A 16,925-nucleotide genomic window follows, 5' to 3' on the forward strand; every position below is an offset into this window, starting at 1 on the left:
CAACGCGGACAGGTTCGCGACCGTCTCGTTACGGACCTTGCCGCCCTCCCGGAACGTCCGGCGCAGGTAGGCGGACTGGTACTCGCGGCGCTCCCCACGCTTGTCCACATGCGACTTCCGCACTCTGACTACGTGGACCGCGCCATCCTTTCTACCCATGAACACACAGTAACGGCATCTCTCGCGTCAGGCCGCTCAACACGCCGAATATTCTGACTACATCACAGGACAGCAAAGACACAAACACGCAGGTCAGGCAAGGAGTCGCCGCTCAAGGCCGCCGCAACTTCGGGCTAGCCGAACCGGACTATGTCCTGTCGGTCGGGACACAACCTCGCCGGCAACGCGCCACACCACCGGCTTCACGGGGCCGGCACCAGCTCCCCGGCGCCACGACATCTTCCACTGGTACGTCGAATCAGGTGGGTCGGTCTCCCTCGAGGTGCGTCAGGCCTTTGCGGGCGGCCTCCGCGGCATCCTGTTCGGGGTAGTACTCGGCGAGGGCTTGGAGTACCGGGAGCGTGTCGGGGTGGTCGCAGCGCCAGAGGTTTTCGAAGAGGGCTGCGGCGTCGTACTCGATGCCGTCGGCGAGGTCGCCGATCAGGTCGCGCGCCGATCGGGGGTCGCCGTCCAGGTCGGCGGCGACCATGTCGATGAAGACGCGGTGCAGGTCGTCCAACGTGGACTCCTTCGCCGGTAGGCCGCGTGCTGTCAGCCAGGCGTTGGCGTGAGGGCGGAGGTCGCGGTCGTCGAGACAGGCCCGTACGCCGTCCGCCGCGTCCGCGCCGACCTGGTTGAGCATCCCGAACGCCACCACCCGATGCGCCGGCGTACCGCCCCGCGCGTGCTCGAGGATGCGCTCGGCGGCGACCTCAGGCCCGATCGCGGCAAACCACTCCTCGAAGGCCGAGTCCTGGGTCAGGCCGAGATCGAGCACCTCCGCCACCGTTGCGTCCGCCAGGTCCATCACGTAGGGCGCGCCGAAACCGCCTGACTCGAACCAATGCACCAAACCGAACCGCCCCAGGTCGGAGAGCCGAACCAGGTCGTCGTCGACGACGAGCGCGTCGATCGTCGTCAGCGCACCCAGCAGGTCTCGGATGGACGGCTCCAGAGCTGACGGCAGTCCCGATGGGATTGCGCCGGACTCCAGGCCACCGCCCGGCCCGATCTCGAGCGAGGCGCTGATGACGTGCTCGGCCAGATCCTTGACGGTGATTCCCCGCGTGTCGACGTACAGCCGCATCAGCAGTGGCATCGACAGTTCGTCGCCATGCGCCTGCAGAGCCCTGGCGAGCACCTCGATCCACAGCTCGACGACACGGCTGTCCGAGTCGTCATCGGCCTCCGCGACATAGGCGGCACGGCCACCCCCGCCTTCGACCAGATGCATGCCGACAACCAGGGACCACAGCTTCTTCAGCTCGGGAAATCCGGTCGATGCCCGCGCTTCGGGATGATCTGGTAGGCCGAGTACCCGTACTGCGGCTCGGGCGTCGGCGAGCAGGAGATTGCCCGTCTTCGTGACCCGGCGCTTCCCGGTCCACTCGGCCAGTCGGCGTACCAACTGAAGTTGCTCACAATCACGGGCAGCGGCAGCAAGTTCCCCGAAGGGAGGCAGCCGCACGGCAGGCAACTGGAACAACGGCTGCACCGATTCCTCGTCCATAGTGGTCAGCCTAGTGACCTGAAGTCGGGAGGACAGACAGCGGCAGAGCTGAGCTTGCGGCCGGTGGGCGAAGAGGACCTGGCGATGTTCTGGCGATTCTCGACCGAGCCTGGGTTGATCGGGTTGGACTGGGGCGGATTCAAGGACCACCAGACGACCGTACGGCGGTATGCGGAGGACGGGTTTCTCGGCAGCGACAAGGGACGGCTGATCGTGCAGGACGGCCATGAAGCCACCGGTTTCGTGAGTTGGGGCGAGGGGTCGTTCGACGGCAAGACGAAGTACTGGGAGGTCGGGATCGCCCTGCTGCCGGAGTACCGGGGTCGTGGGATCGGGTGGCGGGCGCAGCGGATGCTAGTGGACTATCTCTTCGAGCACACGCCGGTGCACAGGATCCAGGCGGCGACGCATCCGGAGAACCAGGCCGAGCAGCGGTCGTTGGAGAAGGCCGGGTTCCAGCTCGAAGGTGTGATCCGTGGCGCGGAGTTCCGCGCAGGCGAGTACCGCGACGGCTGGCCCTACAGCCGGCTGCGGACGGATCCGGTCCGATGAGGCCCGTACTGCGGAAGGTCGACGCCGTGACGATTCGGGTGCCGGATCTGGACAGTGGGCTCGCGTTCTATCGGGACAAACTCGGTCACGAGTTGCTGTGGCGCCATGACGAGATCGGGCAAGCCGGGTTGGGCCTTCCGGAGAGCGAGACCGAGATCGTGCTGGCGACCGGCCTGGACTACGCGCCGAGCTGGCTGGTCGGCGACGCGGATGAGGCCGCGGCGGCGATCGTCGAGGCCGGCGGTGAGCTGATCAGCGCGCCGTTCGACATCCCCGTCGGGCGGTGTGCCGTGGTCGCTGATGCGTTCGGCAACCAACTGGTGCTGCTCGATCTGTCGACGGGCCGGTATGAGACGGATGGCAACGGTTCGGTGACGGGTGTGGCGAAACCTGGCTGTGGGAACCCGTAGGGGGATTAGCCTCGGCGGGCGGCAGTCGCGCACGGCGGGTCTTCGGTCGAGCGCGCTGCCTTTCTGCGAGTCTGAGAAGTGCCGACGGAAAGGGGAATCGTGTCTCGACGACGTGGTCTCGTTGCTGGTGTCGCCCTGCTAGCCATCACGCTGACGGGATGCACGGACGTGGCGGCCGATTCCTCGACGCCTTCCGGTACGCCGAGCGCTACCGCGTCGACGCCGTCCGAGACACCGGGCACGAGCAACACGCCAAGCACGCCGGGTACGCCGGGTACGCCGAGCGCATCAAGCACCCCAGGCACGCCGACCACCAAGCCCACGGTCAAGCCGACGGTGAAGCCGCGAGTCAAGCCGCGCCCGCCATCGGCGTACGCGAAGCAGGTCGAGGCCAAGCTGGACGCACTCGGCTACCCCGTCGGCGACGTGGACGGTGAGATCACCAAGCGCTCCAAGCAGGCCCTGTGCGCCTGGCGCGAGACGAATGGCTTGCCGGTCAGCCGCGGCGGCCTGACCGCCGCCGATGTACGATCGGTGCTCACGGCAACCAAACGCCCGGCCGCCACCAAGGAACCCGGCATCTACGTCAACAAGACCTGCCTGGTGCTCTACCAGATCGTCGGCAAGACCATCCGCCGGATCGTCTGGGTCTCCACCGGCGCCCCGGGATACGACACCCCGAACCGCACCGGCAAGGTCTGGCGCAAGTGGGCGGGCGCGCACGAGAGCAGCCTGTACGACGACGCGTACATGTACGACTCGATCTACTTCCTCAAGGATCGCCCGGGCATCGCCCTGCACGGCAGCCGCGTCAACACGCTGATCAAGACCTACCCGGCCAGCCACCGTTGCGTCCGCGTGATGCGCCCGCAGATCCACCACATCTTCGAAGAGACCGCGATCGGCACCAAGGTCCAGGTCGACGGCGAGTACTGAGGCAGCGACACGCCACTTGATTTTCCGGCGTTTGTCCGTGGGTTCCGCTATAACTGATCGCATGCATGAAGAGCTGCTCGCCGAGGTGGAGTCCGACTGGACCGCGAGTGGCGTTCTGCCCGAGTTGCTCGGGTTGCTGCGCGACGTCTGGCGGACCAACCTCGAGCGGCACGAACCGGCGCTCGGCGACGACGCGGTGACGCTCGGGATGGGTTCGGCGCGCAACTTCGCGAACCGGACCGTCCAGGTGCTCGTCCCCCGCAACGACGTCATCGCCGATCTCCAGGGCAACTCCCTGCGAGTGATTCATCTCGGCCGGACTCTGCGCGCTTCCAAACTGCCGGGCAAGTCGGTGCACACGGATCCGTACTCCATCGACTGGGATTCCTCGGCGACCAGACACCAGGGACCGCTGGCGAACAGCCAGCAGCTCGAGTTGTTCGAGCTGCCGACTGAGGAGTTGGCGGCCAACTCGGCCGTGGGCTCACCGCGGTACTTGCATCTGGCGTGGGCGGGCGATGCCGAGACCGGCGACGTTGCCGTGCATCTCGGCTTCCCTCGCGACACCAGGGACGGCGCCGAGCCGTGGTTCGCCGTGCGGATGGTGTACTGCGACCAGCCTGGCGATCAGCTCCCCATCGTCCCGGTCTCGGAGTCCGGCGGCGACCGTTTCGACCAGCGTCCAGTGCCACCGATCGCCGTCCGCCTTCGCGCTGCCGACCGTGTCGAGCGTCAGGTGGCCGGCAACGATGGTGCGTAGTCCCCACTCGGACCCGAAGGAACGCCGGTCCGCGGGTGTTGCCGTGCGCTTCGATCCGCTCCGGCTCGCGCTGGCGCGACGGCTCAGAGGCCTTCGGCGGACCGAGCTGGCCGACCTGATCCGGGTGACTCCGGCGGCGGTCAGTCAGTTCGAGCGAGGGCAGAGTCGCCCGACCTTGCCGTTGGTCGCGGCGATGTCGCTGGCCCTCGGCGTACCGGCGGAGTTCTTCACTTTGGGGCGATCGCTCCAGCCGGGTTCGGCTTCGAGTCCGCACTTTCGCAGTCTGCGGACGACCAGCCAGCTCCAGCGGGATCGGGCGCTCGCCTTCGCGGAGCTCGCGGCCGACGTACTGACTGCGCTTGAGCAGCATGTCGAGTTGCCGCACCTGTTGTTGCCTGACCTTCGGGCGCCGGAGGCTCCCGATCTCGCCGATCTCGCGAAGCTGGCGGCCGAAGCGCGCGCCTTCTTCGAGCTGAAGCCCGGGCCTGTGCCGCACGTCGTCAGGATGCTGGAGGCGGCCGGAGTACTGGTACTGCGTCTGCCGGAGATCTCGCAATCGGTGGATGCGTTCTCGGCTCACCTGCCGACCCGCCCAGTCGTCCTGCTCAACCCGGCCAAAGGCGACGCCGCCCGCGCGCGCTTCGACTCAGCTCACGAGCTCGCCCATCTGGTGATGCACTACGACGCGACGCCGGGTTCACGCATCGTGGAGAAGGAGGCCGACTCCTTCGCCGCCGAGTTCCTGATGCCGGCGGACGAGATCATCGAGGAACTCCCTCGCAGGCTTGACTGGGAGAAGCTGCATCAGCTCAAGCTGCGGTGGGGTGTCTCGTTGAAGGCACTCGTCTACCGCGCGCACCATCTCGGCGTACTGACTCCGAACGCCTACCGCCGCGGCATGCAGCAGCTCAACGAATGGGGATATCCGGAGCCGGGCCCCTTGACCGCGATCGAGGCGCCGACGCTGCTACAGCTCACTTTCGAGTTGCTGGAGAAGTCTGGCTATGGGTCCGACCGGCTTGCCGACGAGCTGCATCTGCCATCGTCGGTTCTGCTCGAGATCGTCAAGGCTGGAAGCGATCTCCGCCCGCAGCTGCGTCTTGCTTAGTCAACCGTCGGCCAAGGCATGTGCGTGGGTTCGATGAACTCGGCCAGGCGGAGGGCAGCCAGGTCGTTGAAGCGCGGTGCGGCTAGTTGGAGGCCGATCGGGAGGCCTTCCGCTGAGAAGCCGCAGTTGACGGTGGTGGCGGGGTGGGTGGACATGTTGTACGGGACGGTGAAGGCGATGTGTTCGAACGGCTTCAGGGGGTCGGCGGTCGGGTAGGCGAGATCGGCGGCGAAGGCCGTGATCGGGGCGACCGGGGACAGGATGAAGTCGTAGGTGGCGAAGGCCGCGTCGACGGCGACGGCCATCTCGTGCATCTGGGAGTGGCCGTGGAAGACGTCGAAGGCGGTCAGGTCGTTGGCCGTCGAGACCCAGCGGCGGATCTCGGGCAGGACCTTGGCGCGACGATCCTCCGGCAGCGCATTGATGTCGTACGCCGAACGCACGCGCCAGAACCGGTCGAGACCGTCGAGCATCTCGCGGGTGATGATCGGTGCGATCGGTTCGACGGTGGCGCCGGCCTTCTCCAGGAGGGCTGCAGCGGCTGAGACGGCTGCGGTGACCTCCGGGTCCACCGGCAAGCCGACACCGGCGTCGAGGAGTAGACCGATGCGGAGCCCTTGCGGGTCGAGGGACCCGCTGTAGCTGTCGGCGATGGGCGGTAGGGACGTGTAGTCGCGACGGTCGGGCCCGGCCATCACGGACAGCGCTAGCGCGGCGTCGGCCGCAGTACGGGCTAGTGGGCCGATCGCCCTTCCTGGGTAGGGGTTGCCGACTGCTACTCGGCCGTGGGTTGGTTTGAGGCCGACAACGCCGCACCAGCCGGCGGGGAGGCGGATGGAGCCGCCGATGTCGGTACCGATGTGGATCGGTCCGTAGCCAGCGGCGGCTGCTGCGGCTGCACCTGCGCTGGAGCCGCCCGGAGTACGGGTGAGGTCCCAGGGGTTGCGCGACAGGTGGTGGAAGGTGGAGACGCCGGACGAGAGCATGCCGTACTCCGGCATCGTGGTCTTGCTGAAGATGACGGCCCCGGCTGCCCGCAGACGCGCTGCGGCCGGTGCATCCTCCGCTGCCGGGATCAGCTCAGTCGCCGCTGTTCCTTGCGGCACCGGAGTACCGCGGGTGGCGACGTTCTCCTTAACAGTCACCGGTACGCCGTCCAGCGGGCCGGCCTCGCCGCGGCGCCACCGGTACTCCGATTCGCGGGCTGCCGCACGCGCTGCAGCGGGGTCGAGTGCGTAGAGGGCGCAGAGCTTCGGCTCGAGCGACTCGACGCGGGCGAGCACGTCCTCGATCACCTCGACGGGTGAGAGCAAGCCTTCCTGGTAACGCGAAACGAGCTCGACTGCGGTCAGATCGGCGAGGCGTTCAGTCATCTATTGGCTCCAGCATCTTGGCTCCAGACAAGTCAGTTCGGAGGATCGAAGCGGCCGTCGACGGCGGTCCAGCCACCGTCGACGTGCAGCACGCTGCCGGTGACGAAGGAGGAGGCATCGGACGCGAGGTAGACGACGGCGCCGGCCAACTCGTCGGGAGTCGCCCAGCGACCGAGGGCACCCTTCTGCGCGTAGGCGTCGTACCAGGCCTGATTCGCCTTGATCTGCACGGTGAGCGGGGTTTCGACGACGCCGGGAGCGATCGCGTTGACGCGGACGCCGTTGGGGCCGAACTCGGCGGCGGCTGTCCGGAGCAATTGAACGAGGCCGGCTTTGGTTGCCGCGTACACCGCTTGGCCGGGCTCGACGGTGGTAGCGCGGATCGAGCTGAAACCGACGATGCTGCCGCGGCCGCGAGCCGCCATCGGGCCGCCGAACGCGCGGATGAGGTCGAACGAGGCACGCAGGTTGAGCGCGACGACACGGTCGAACTCCTCGCCGGTGTAGTCGAGGATGCGTTTGCGGACATTGGTCGCCGCGGTGAACACGAGCACGTCGACCTCACCGAGGTCCCGCGCCGCTGTCATCACCGCCTGCTCGTCCAGAACATCGAGCCCGTACGCCGTCAGCCGGTCGCCGAGTGCCGCTGTCTCCGAGGCCGCGGCGAGATCCCGGTCGGCGACGGTCACGCGTGCGCCCTGGGCCGCGAGGGCGAGAGCGGATTCGCGACCGATGCCGCTGCCGGCGCCCACGACGACGGCGTGCTTGCCATCCAGGCGGAACAAGTTCGCATAGTCGGTCATCGTGGAACCTCCTCAGGGCTTCGGGGGCTTCAGGGTGGGCTCAGGCTTCGGGTGAGGTCAGGGGCTTCGGGCGGATGATCGCCATCCGCGTGGTGGTCAGTTCTTCGATGGCGAAGCGGGGGCCTTCACGGCCGGTACCGGAGTCCTTCACCCCGCCGTACGGCATCACGTCGGAGCGGAAGCCGGGGACCTCGTTGACCACGACTCCCCCGACGTCGAGCTGGTCGATCGCGGCGAACGCGGTCTCGAGCGAGGCGGTGAAAACGCTCGCGTGCAAGCCGTAGCGCGAGGCGTTGACTGTCTCGAACGCCGTCGCGATGTCGGGGACCGAGCGGATCGCGATCACTGGGCCGAAGATCTCCTCGTCCCAGACGAGCTGCCCGTGCGGGAGATCGAGGAGCACTGTGGGCCGGATGACCGCTTCGCCGGGTTTGGTCGATGTGGTGGCATCGGGCTCGACCGCTGATATCGGATGGACGAGGGTGGCGCCGGCGGTGATGGCGTCGTCGACCCAGCTGCGGACGCGGGTGGTGGAGCGGTCGTCGATGAGAGCTGAGACTCGGGTGGCCGGGTCACGCGGGTCGCCGACGACGATCTGGTCGAGACGAGGTGTCAGCTCGGCGAGGAAGGCCGCGCGGACGGACTCGACGACGATGACCCGTTGAACACTGATGCACGCCTGACCGGAGGCGTAGTAACCACCCCGTACTACGGCGTCGGCGGCTGCGGCTAGGTCTGCGTCCTCCGCTACTACGAGGGCCGAGTTGGAGCCGAGTTCGAGCAGCACCTTCGTGGGGGCCGCATCTCGGGCGATCTGGTGGCCTACTGCTGCTGAGCCGGTGAAGGAGACCGCGCCGATTCGGCGGTCTGTGGTGAGGGTGGAGCCGACGTCTACTCCGCCGGTCACCAGTTGCACGGCGGCAGCTGGGGCGCCTGCTGCGACTAGGGCTTCTCGGACGAGGTGGACGAGCCGGAGGGTTGCCAGCGGGGTCTGGGGAGCTGGCTTGATGATGACCGGGCAGCCGGCCGCTAGCGCTGGGGCGATCTTGTGGCAGGCGAGTAGGAGCGGGTAGTTGAACCCGGCGATGCCGACGACCACGCCGATTGGCTTGCGGACCCAGAAGCCTTGCAGGCCGTCGCCGCTCGGCAGTAGGTCGAGGGGGACGGTTTCGCCGTGGAGGCGGGCTACTTCTTCAGCTGAGGTTTCCAGGGTGAGAAGGGTGCGCTCGACCTCGACCCTGCAGTCGATCAGCGGTTTGCCGGTTTCCAGGACGAGGAGGTCGACGAAGGCGTCACGCTGCTCGGCTAGCGCAGAGAGCGCTCCCTGCAAGGCTTTGCGGCGGACATGGGAGGGCAGGCGGCCGACTTGAGCACGCACAGAGAGCGCGTTCTCGAGTGCTTGCCGCGCGATCGCTACGTCGCCGACGGGCGCCTCGGCGACCACCGAGCCGTCGTACGGGAAATGCACCGGGGCGGTGGAAGGGGTTGGGATCCAGGAGTCGCCGATTGGTAGACCTGCGGGGGTGGTCATTCGGGGGCTCCTCTCAGTAGGTCTGAGGTCGTGGCGCCGGCCAGGGCTCGCGGCAGGGTTGGGATGGCGGAGACGAGGCGTCGCGTGTACGGGTGGGTGGGGGTTGCGTAGACCTGGCCGGTAGGGCCGGTTTCGACGATCTCGCCGGCGTTCATGACGGCTACCCGGTCGCAGACGTGCTTGATGATGGAGAGGTCGTGGGAGACGAAGACGAGGGTGAGGTTGAGTTCGTCGACCAGGTCTGAGATGAGGTTGAGGACCTGGGCGCGAACCGAGACGTCGAGAGCGCTCACTGGTTCGTCGGCAATGAGGATTCGTGGACGCGGGGCGAGGGCGCGGGCGATCGAGATGCGTTGGCGCTGGCCGCCGGAGAACTGGTGCGGGTAGCGGTCGCCGGCGTCTGGGGAAAGGCCGACGGCGTCCAGTAGTTCGCGAACGCGCTCTCCGGAGGCCGGATGCCCTTGTACGACGAGAGGTTCGGCGATGATGTCGCGGACGCGCATGCGCGGGTCCAGCGAGCTCATCGGGTCCTGGAAGACGAGTTGGAGGTTCTCCCGGAGGAACTTCAGGCGGCGTTCGGGCAGCCTGGTGATATCGGTGCCTTCGACAACCACTTGACCCGAGGTCGCGCGGTCGAGAGCGGCGATGATCCGCAGCAGCGTGGACTTGCCGCAGCCTGACTCTCCAACAATTCCAAACCGCTCCCCCGCCTGTACTTCGAGGCTGACACCGCGCAAGGCGTGGACGGTGGGCGCCGGCTTGAGCAAGGAAGTGCGAGGGCGCGGGTAGTCACGGGTGACGTCGACAACCCGGATAACTGGCTCAGGCATGGGTGGGCTCCATTGCGGGAGCGGGGTGGTGGCAAGCGAAGCCGTGGGCGGGGGTGCCCTCCCACGGTGGGACTTCGGCGCAGAGCTCGGTGGCGTGGGCGCAGCGGGTTCGGAAGACGCAGCCCGAGGGGAACTGGCCGGCGGCGGGGACGTTGCCGGGGATGGTGGGGAGACGGGCGTCGGCCGATTCCAGGTCGGAGGCGGCCAGCAACCCTTGGGTGTAACGATGACGGGGACGCGTGAAGACCTCGCCGACCGGACCGGCCTCGACCACTCGGCCGCCGTACATGACCAGGACGCGTTGGCAGATGGTCGCAACCACCGCCAGGTCATGAGTGATGAAGAGCAGCGCCGACTCGCGAGCCGCGACGCCTTGCATGATCAGGTCGAGAATCATCGCCTGCACGGTCACGTCCAGCGCGGTCGTCGGTTCGTCGCAGATCAGCAAAGCCGGATCGTTGGCCAGGGCAAGAGCTACGACGATTCGTTGCCGTTGGCCACCAGACAGCTGATGCGGATACGTCTTCATCGCCCCCGCCAAACCAACCCGGTCGAGCAGCTCAGTGGCAGCCAAACGGGCCGAGCGACGTCCCGGCACCGTGCGGTGGATCAGCATGGCCTCGGCGACCTGGTCCCCCACCCGCATCGTCGGGTTGAGCGCGGTCATCGGTTCCTGGAACACCATCGCCAGTTGAAGGCCCCGTACGCGAGACATCCGCCGCTCGTCGGCACCGATCAGCTCATGCGAGACACCGGCCAACCGCACTGACCCGGCCGCATGCACGTCCTCCGGCAGCAGCCCGATCACGCTCAACGCGGTCAGCGACTTCCCGGATCCCGACTCACCGATCAGCCCGACCCGCTCCCCCGGCCCGACGGTCAGGTCCACGTCCTGCACCAGCGTCTTGTCCCGCACGGTGACGCTCAAACCCTGCACACTCAGCACGTCGCTCATCGCCGGTCCTCCAGCTTCGGATCGAACCGGTCCCGCAACCCGTCACCCAGCAGATTGAACCCCAGTACGGCGATCGCGATCGCAACGCCCGGGAACACCGCCAGCCGCGGCGCGCTGAACAAGAACTCCTGGCTCTCCTGCAACATCCGCCCCCACGAAGGCGTCGGCGGCGGCGTCCCATAGCCAAGGAACGACAACGCGGCTTCAGCCAGTACTGCGATCGCGAACGACACCGAAGCCTGCACGGTGATCAGACTCGTCACATTCGGCAACACGTGCCGCAGAGCGATCGGGAACGGAGTACGGCCGGCAGCCCGCGCGGCCAGCACGTACTCCGTCCGCATCACCTGCAACGCGCCACTTCTGATCACCCGCGCGAACGACGGCACGGTAGCGATGCCGATGGCAACCATCGCCGTCAGCGTGCTCGCCCCGAACACCGCGCCGAACATGATTGCCAGCAGCAACGCCGGGAACGCCAGCAGCAGATCGTTGGAACGCATGATCACTTCGCTCGCCCAGCGCCGGCTCATCGCCGCGAGAATCCCTACCGGTACGCCGATCACGGCCGCCACGCCGACCGCCACCAGCCCGACGAACAGCGTCGTCCGCGACCCGACCATGAGCTGGCTCAACACGTCCCTGCCGAACTTGTCCGTGCCCAGCCAGTGCGACCACGACGGCTTCGCCAGCCGGATCGCGGGGTCGACCAGCGTGGCGTCGTACGGGGTCCAGACGAAAGACACCAAGGCGGTCAGCACGATCAGGCCGACGATCACGGCGCCGACGACGAGGCTCGGATTCAGTCTCCTCATCGCGAAACCCGCAGCCGTGGATCGAGTGCGACGTACAGGAGATCGACGAGGAAGTTGACCACCAGGACGGCGACGACGAGCACCATCACCACATCTTGTACGAGCAGCAGGTCGCGATTGGAGACGCCGTCGAGCAGCAGACTCCCAAGCCCGGGGATGACGAAAACGCGCTCGACCACGACTGCTCCGATCAGCAAGGTCGCCAACTGCAACCCCAGCACGGTCACCACCGGCACGGCAGCGTTGCGCAATCCGTGCCGCCACAACGCGGGAAACGGCCGCAATCCCTTGGCCCGCGCGGTCCGCAGATAGTCCTCACGCAGTACGTCGAGCACGGCGCTGCGCACATAGCGAGTCAGCACCGCGCCCTGCACGAGCCCTAGAGACAAGGCCGGCAGTACCAGCTGCTTCAAGAACATCCCGGGATCCTCGGCCGGCGGCGTCCAGCCGTTGGCCGGCAACCATCCGAGCTTCACCGCGAACACCATGATCAGCAAGATCCCCGCGAGAAACGCCGGTACTGCGACGCCCAGCTGCGAGAGAGCCGAGAGCGCCAGCCCAGAGATCCGCCGGTGCCGCGCAGCCATCACCGTCCCCGCTGGAGCGGCCAGCACCAGGGCGACGATCATGGCGGTCACCACCAGCCAGAGCGTCACCTGGAACCGGTCGGCGATTTGCGGGCCGATGGCAACCTTCGACACGTACGACGTACCGAAGTCGCCTTGCAGCAAGCCGCCGAGCCAATCGACGTACTGCGTAGCCAGTGATCGGTCGAGTCCGAACTGCTGACGCAACTGCGCGACGGCCTCGTCGGACGCGTTCACCCCCAGGGCGACCCGGGCCGGATCGCCCGGAAGCACCGCCATGAAGCCGAACACGAGCACCGACGCGACCGCAAGGCTGACGAGCAGGACAGCCGTGCGTTCGACCAATCGGAGGATCATCTGGTGGTCTCAGGAGCGCGCTAGGCGGGTCAGGTCGAAGGACTCGGTGATCGCGTTGGTGGGCAGGCCGGTCAGGTTCTTGTCGGCGACAACGAGGTTCGGGATCAGGTACAGCCAGTCGGCCGCGGCCTGCTCGGAGATCCGCCGTGCGGCCTTCTTCATGTTGTCGGTCTGAGCCGCCTCGTCACCGGCATCCGCCGCGGCTAGCAGGCTCACCAGGGTGGGATCGTCGTACCGGGTGTAGTACTTCGCGTTGAAGACAGCGCCGAGGTCGCGCGGCTCGACGTGCGCGATGATCGACATGTCGTAGTCGGCGTTCTTGAACACCGTGGTCAGCCAGGCCGCCGGGAACTCGAGCTGGTCGATCGTCACCTTCAGCCCGACCTGCTCCAGCTGGCTCTTCACCACCTGGCCGCAAGAAGTTGCATAGGGCAACGTCGGGAGCCGGAGCCGGAGCGTCGCACCAGTCGCACCGGCGGCCTTGAGTTCCGCCGTCGCCTTCGCCTTGTCGAACGGCGCGACGCTGGTCAGATCCTCGTACCACGGGTCGGTCGGCGGGACCATGCTGCCGATCAGCTTGCCGCGTCCCGCGAAGCAGGTGTCGAGCAGCGCCTTGTGGTCGATCGCCTGCCGGATCGCCTGCCGGACCCGGATGTCCTTGAACACCGGGCGCGAGTTGTTGAACGAAAGGACAACTTCGCCGTTGGTCGTCCCCTCGATCACCTGGTACTTCGTGTTGCTGGTGAACTGAGTGAGCGCCTCCGGAGCCTGGACCGTGCCGACGACGTTGATCGTGCCGGTGAGCAGCGCGTTGTTGAGCGCGGTCGGGTCCTTGAAGTACTTCAGCGTGACCTGGTTGAAGAACGGCTTCGTTCCCCAGTAGGCGTCGTTGCGCTGCAGCACGATCGAGTCGCCGCGCTTCCAGCTGCCGAACTTGTACGGTCCGGTGCCGACCGGATCGCTGGCCAGCTTCTCGACGCCGGTCTGCGAGAACATCGCACCGACCCGCGTCGTCATCCGGAACAGCCAGCCGTTGCTCGGCTTGGTCAGTGTCACCTGCAACTGCGTCGGCGAGACGGCCTTGGCCTCCTGTACGACATCCATCGCGGCCTTCAGCGAGGTCGTCCAAGCCGTCTTCACCCGGTTGATGCTGAACACCGCGTCGGCGGCGGTGAAGCCGGCGCCGTTGGTGAACTTGGCGTTGTCGACCAGTTCGAACGTGTAGGTCTTGCGGTCCGGCGAGACGGTCCAGGACTTCGCCAGGTCCGGCACGATCTTGCCGCTCTCGTCCTGCTTGACCAGGCCGTTGTAGACGTTGCCGAGCAGCACCTGCGGAATCGCCGCGCCGTCCGTGGTGGTGAAGTCGAGGCTGGCCGGTTCGGCGACCAGGCCGATGGTGAGCGACTGGTCGCCGCCAGGGGACGAGCCGCCCGAAGTACCGGAGCCAGCTGAGCAGGCTGCGACCGTGGCGGTCAGCAGGGCGGCGCCGAGCAGCGCGATCGCCCGGGTGGGATACGACTTCACGCTAACTCCTCTGGTGCCGCCGGCTGTTGCCCTCATGCGCCGCATTTTGCCTGCCCATCCGGGTGGCCAGGCTCGCGGATCGCCGATGGACGGCGGAGACGCAACTGGTCTGACCAGTGGACTAGGTCCTAATAGAGCACTAGGTTTGTCGTTACCGATCGGGCTGTCAAGCGATGGAGGTGCGGATGGCCGGAAGAATCCAGCCACTGCGGTTCGAGCCGGTACAGACCGTGCGCGCGTATCAACGGATCGTCGAACAGATCGAGGACGCGCTCGCTCGCGGCGATCTCGCCCCCGGGCAGCGGCTGCCCAGCGAGCGGGAGCTGGTGACCCAGTTCGCGGTCAGCCGGTCGACCGTGCGCGAGGCGCTGCGGGTGCTCGAGAGCAACGGCGTGGTCCGCTCCCGGCCGGGCGATCCGAACGGCCCGGAGATCCTGCCGTTCTCGCAGGGACCGCTGCGCAAGCAGATGACCAGACTCGCCCGGGTCGACGAGCTGACGCTGAGCGAGCTGATCGCCTTCCGGATGATCATGGACGGCGCGGCGATCCAGCTCGCCTCGCGGTTGCGCACGGACGAGCAGCTCGCCGAGATGGAGCAGACGCTGGTCGCGATGCGCGAGGCGATCGACATCGACTTCGCGGCCTTCAGCGAAGCCGACGTAGCCTTCCACGAGGCGGTCGCGCGAGTCAGCCGCAACTCGCTGCTGCAAACCTGCAACGAGGTGGTGCGCGGCGTAGTACTCAGTCTGATCTCGGACAAGATCGCCCACGCGACGAACAGCCGCGCCCTGATGCTCGAATCACTCCAGCACCACGCAGAGGTAGTCGAAGCCATCCGCGCCGGCGACGGCCACGCCGCCGCCCGCCTGGCCCGCCAAAACCTCTACGACTACTACGCCACCTACGTGCCCGAGCCCGACCGGGACCCCCTGCGCGCCCTGATCGACGACTGACCAGCTCGCGTCGACGTACCGATAGCGGCTTGTACTACGGCTAGCGCCCTACAAACCCGCCAGTCGTCATAGAACCTGCTACCGGGGAGCGCCGGGCAGCTGCGCGGCGGATTGCGGACTGGATTCGGCGGGTGAAGTCGGCTGGGCGAGTGAGGTCGGGCCAGGTCGCTCGAACCACCTCATAGCCGAGGTCGCGCAGGCGGTCCTCGCGGCGCTTCTCCTCGACGAGCGGCCTGGCCGACTTGCCGGCGTACTTGAGCGCACCGTCGAACTCGACGATCACGTTCCACTCGGCGAGCAGGAAGTCGACTCGTCCCACCAGGTGGCCGTCGCCGTCCCGGATCTCGGCCTGCAGGACGGGCGTGGGCAGGCCGAGGTCTGCCATCAGTACCCGCAACCGGGACTCGCCGACCGACTCCGAGCGGCCGTCGGCGAACTGCACGGCCCGGATCGCGGTACCGATACCGGTGCGGTATCCGAACAGTTCCAACGCAGCTGCGAGATGTGGAGCTGTCGCAACCCCCTTGCGCAGGGCCTCATCAACAACGGACACCGCGATCGGGTACGAGGCTTGCCGAATCGCCTCGACGACCGCGCGCGGTCCCGCAGTCAGCTGAACGCCGTCTACCTCAACCGAACCCAGGACAGGCGGCCGGGGCGCATGCTGGCACACCGAACCGCTGGATCTGCCGAGACCCGACAACCTCGTCAGGTGAACACGGGTCAGGTCGAGGTCGCTCACCTCGATCCCGTGCAGCACGACTGCCGACTGGTGACTCAGCACCGCCCGACCACCAAGCCGGTGATAGACCGCCTTGGCCGTCCGAACGTGCAGCCAACCAGCGCGCTTCCACTCGGTCCACGACTCGTGGTCGCCAGGCAGTTCGGCGTACGAGGCGCGGTACAGCCGCACCCACCGGCCGGCCCGGAGACGCGTCCGGATTTCGTTGTCGCTGTAGCCCGCGGCGATGGCGTCCTCGCGATCGAACCAGTCGCCTCGTGCGGCGGCTGTCGTCGTCAGTTTCCTGTTCATGCCAGAGAACATGCCGTCGTCGGGAGCCCGGGCGGCAGGTTGCTGCGAAAGCTGTGGACGAACGCCGTTTTTCGGGCCGCTAGCGCGCTACAGGGCGCCAGCGGCCCCGGTAGGCGCTAGCGGCAGGCGTGCGGCGTACGGCGTGCGGCTGGGCTAGTCGGCGTGTTCGAGGACTCGGATTCGGGGGACCTTGAGTTCGCGGCGGGCGCGGTGGGGCCAGTCGGAGCAGAGGAAGCTGGCTGCGGTTTCGGGCCAGGCGACGACTACTACTTCGTGGCTCTTGGTGCTGTTCACCACGGTTTTCAGGGCGAGCAGGATCTCGCCGTGGGTGACGGAGACGTGGACCGGGCTGTCGCTCGCGCTGCGGAGTCTGCGCGAACTGTGTTCGATCACCGAGGCGAGGTCGAACTGCGGATCGGCCAGTGCCGTCGCGACCGTCGTACGGCCCGGACTGGCTCCCGTGGACAGGCCGGCGACGTCAGCGAAGCTGGAACCCAGCAACGCCAGCGGGCCGCCGATGCCCTCGGTGGGGTGACTGGAGACCAGCAGGTGATAGTCCACCGGATCCTCCTGCCTTGCATGCAGGGCGGCGACCCTTCGCGCGTCGCCCTCACTCATCTCCCGCTCGATGAGCACCACCACGTCGTACGTCATTCGTGGCTCCCTTCGCCGACACTTCCTTTGTAACCCCGCGAGGCACTTTATGGTGCAGCGAACCGCGCCATTGTC

At 67.2% G+C, this 16,925-nt stretch carries 17 protein-coding genes; 6 read left to right on the forward strand and 11 right to left on the reverse strand.

The genetic code is table 11. The features are described from left to right. Positions 1-418: 418 nt before the first annotated feature. Positions 419-1,669: a hypothetical protein gene (locus tag A3ES_RS0139880; RefSeq protein WP_020392443.1), complete on the reverse strand. Its 1,251-nt coding sequence runs from the start codon at positions 1,667-1,669 to the stop codon at positions 419-421. Between the two features lie 54 nt (positions 1,670-1,723). Here A3ES_RS0139880 and A3ES_RS0139885 point away from each other — a divergent pair, with 54 nt between their 5' ends. From A3ES_RS0139885 to A3ES_RS0139905, 5 genes are all read left to right on the forward strand, one after another. Further along, entirely contained in the window at positions 1,724-2,221 is a 498-nt protein-coding gene (locus tag A3ES_RS0139885) for a GNAT family N-acetyltransferase (protein WP_272944663.1), read from the forward strand. After that, a complete protein-coding gene (locus A3ES_RS0139890) occupies positions 2,218-2,631 on the forward strand; it encodes a VOC family protein (RefSeq protein ID WP_020392445.1) in 414 nt (137 codons plus the stop codon). Before A3ES_RS0139885 ends, A3ES_RS0139890 begins: the two co-directional genes overlap by 4 nt. Positions 2,632-2,730: 99 nt before the next feature. After that, positions 2,731-3,567, forward strand: coding sequence for a L,D-transpeptidase family protein (locus tag A3ES_RS56865; RefSeq protein WP_272944664.1), 837 nt, complete (start codon positions 2,731-2,733; stop codon positions 3,565-3,567). A 61-nt stretch (positions 3,568-3,628) separates the two neighbouring features. After that, positions 3,629-4,327: a hypothetical protein gene (locus A3ES_RS0139900; RefSeq protein WP_020392447.1), complete on the forward strand. Its 699-nt coding sequence runs from the start codon at positions 3,629-3,631 to the stop codon at positions 4,325-4,327. Further along, on the forward strand, positions 4,317-5,435 hold the full coding sequence (locus A3ES_RS0139905; RefSeq protein ID WP_026163631.1) for a helix-turn-helix domain-containing protein: 1,119 nt from the start codon (positions 4,317-4,319) through the stop codon (positions 5,433-5,435). The genes A3ES_RS0139900 and A3ES_RS0139905 overlap by 11 nt, the downstream gene beginning before the upstream one ends. Here A3ES_RS0139905 and A3ES_RS0139910 read toward each other — a convergent pair. Genes A3ES_RS0139910 through A3ES_RS0139945 form a run of 8 tightly spaced genes read right to left on the reverse strand, consistent with a single transcriptional unit; the run spans position 5,432 to position 14,210 of the window. Further along, entirely contained in the window at positions 5,432-6,808 is a 1,377-nt protein-coding gene (locus A3ES_RS0139910) for an amidase (protein ID WP_020392449.1), read from the reverse strand. The genes A3ES_RS0139905 and A3ES_RS0139910 overlap by 4 nt on opposite strands. 32 nt (positions 6,809-6,840) lie before the next feature. Then, positions 6,841-7,611, reverse strand: coding sequence for an SDR family NAD(P)-dependent oxidoreductase (locus A3ES_RS0139915; RefSeq protein ID WP_020392450.1), 771 nt, complete (start codon positions 7,609-7,611; stop codon positions 6,841-6,843). 40 nt (positions 7,612-7,651) lie between these two features. Further along, the gene (locus A3ES_RS0139920) at positions 7,652-9,142 is read right to left on the reverse strand and encodes an aldehyde dehydrogenase family protein (protein ID WP_020392451.1); all 1,491 of its coding nucleotides are present in this window, start codon (positions 9,140-9,142) and stop codon (positions 7,652-7,654) included. After that, entirely contained in the window at positions 9,139-9,972 is an 834-nt protein-coding gene (locus A3ES_RS0139925; protein ID WP_020392452.1) for an ATP-binding cassette domain-containing protein, read from the reverse strand. Before A3ES_RS0139925 ends, A3ES_RS0139920 begins: the two co-directional genes overlap by 4 nt. Beyond that, positions 9,965-10,927 (reverse strand): ABC transporter ATP-binding protein, encoded by a 963-nt coding sequence (locus A3ES_RS0139930; RefSeq protein ID WP_020392453.1) that lies wholly within the window; start codon positions 10,925-10,927, stop codon positions 9,965-9,967. Before A3ES_RS0139930 ends, A3ES_RS0139925 begins: the two co-directional genes overlap by 8 nt. Continuing rightward, positions 10,924-11,742, reverse strand: coding sequence for an ABC transporter permease (locus A3ES_RS0139935; RefSeq protein WP_020392454.1), 819 nt, complete (start codon positions 11,740-11,742; stop codon positions 10,924-10,926). Before A3ES_RS0139935 ends, A3ES_RS0139930 begins: the two co-directional genes overlap by 4 nt. After that, positions 11,739-12,686: an ABC transporter permease gene (locus A3ES_RS0139940; RefSeq protein WP_020392455.1), complete on the reverse strand. Its 948-nt coding sequence runs from the start codon at positions 12,684-12,686 to the stop codon at positions 11,739-11,741. The genes A3ES_RS0139935 and A3ES_RS0139940 overlap by 4 nt, the downstream gene beginning before the upstream one ends. 9 nt (positions 12,687-12,695) lie before the next feature. After that, complete coding sequence (locus tag A3ES_RS0139945) at positions 12,696-14,210, reverse strand: ABC transporter substrate-binding protein (RefSeq protein ID WP_020392456.1); 1,515 nt, start codon at positions 14,208-14,210, stop codon at positions 12,696-12,698. 185 nt (positions 14,211-14,395) lie between these two features. Here A3ES_RS0139945 and A3ES_RS0139950 point away from each other — a divergent pair, with 185 nt between their 5' ends. Then, a complete protein-coding gene (locus A3ES_RS0139950) occupies positions 14,396-15,163 on the forward strand; it encodes a FadR/GntR family transcriptional regulator (protein ID WP_020392457.1) in 768 nt (255 codons plus the stop codon). Between the two features lie 40 nt (positions 15,164-15,203). Here the strand turns inward: A3ES_RS0139950 and A3ES_RS0139955 are convergent, their stop codons facing one another. Both A3ES_RS0139955 and A3ES_RS0139960 read right to left on the reverse strand, forming a co-directional pair. Then, positions 15,204-16,196 (reverse strand): type IV toxin-antitoxin system AbiEi family antitoxin domain-containing protein, encoded by a 993-nt coding sequence (locus A3ES_RS0139955; RefSeq protein ID WP_020392458.1) that lies wholly within the window; start codon positions 16,194-16,196, stop codon positions 15,204-15,206. A 153-nt stretch (positions 16,197-16,349) separates the two neighbouring features. Next, positions 16,350-16,850, reverse strand: coding sequence for a hypothetical protein (locus A3ES_RS0139960; RefSeq protein ID WP_020392459.1), 501 nt, complete (start codon positions 16,848-16,850; stop codon positions 16,350-16,352). Positions 16,851-16,925 lie beyond the last annotated feature (75 nt).

It is taken from the genome of Kribbella catacumbae DSM 19601, assembly GCF_000372465.1.
GTDB lineage: Bacteria > Actinomycetota > Actinomycetes > Propionibacteriales > Kribbellaceae > Kribbella > Kribbella catacumbae.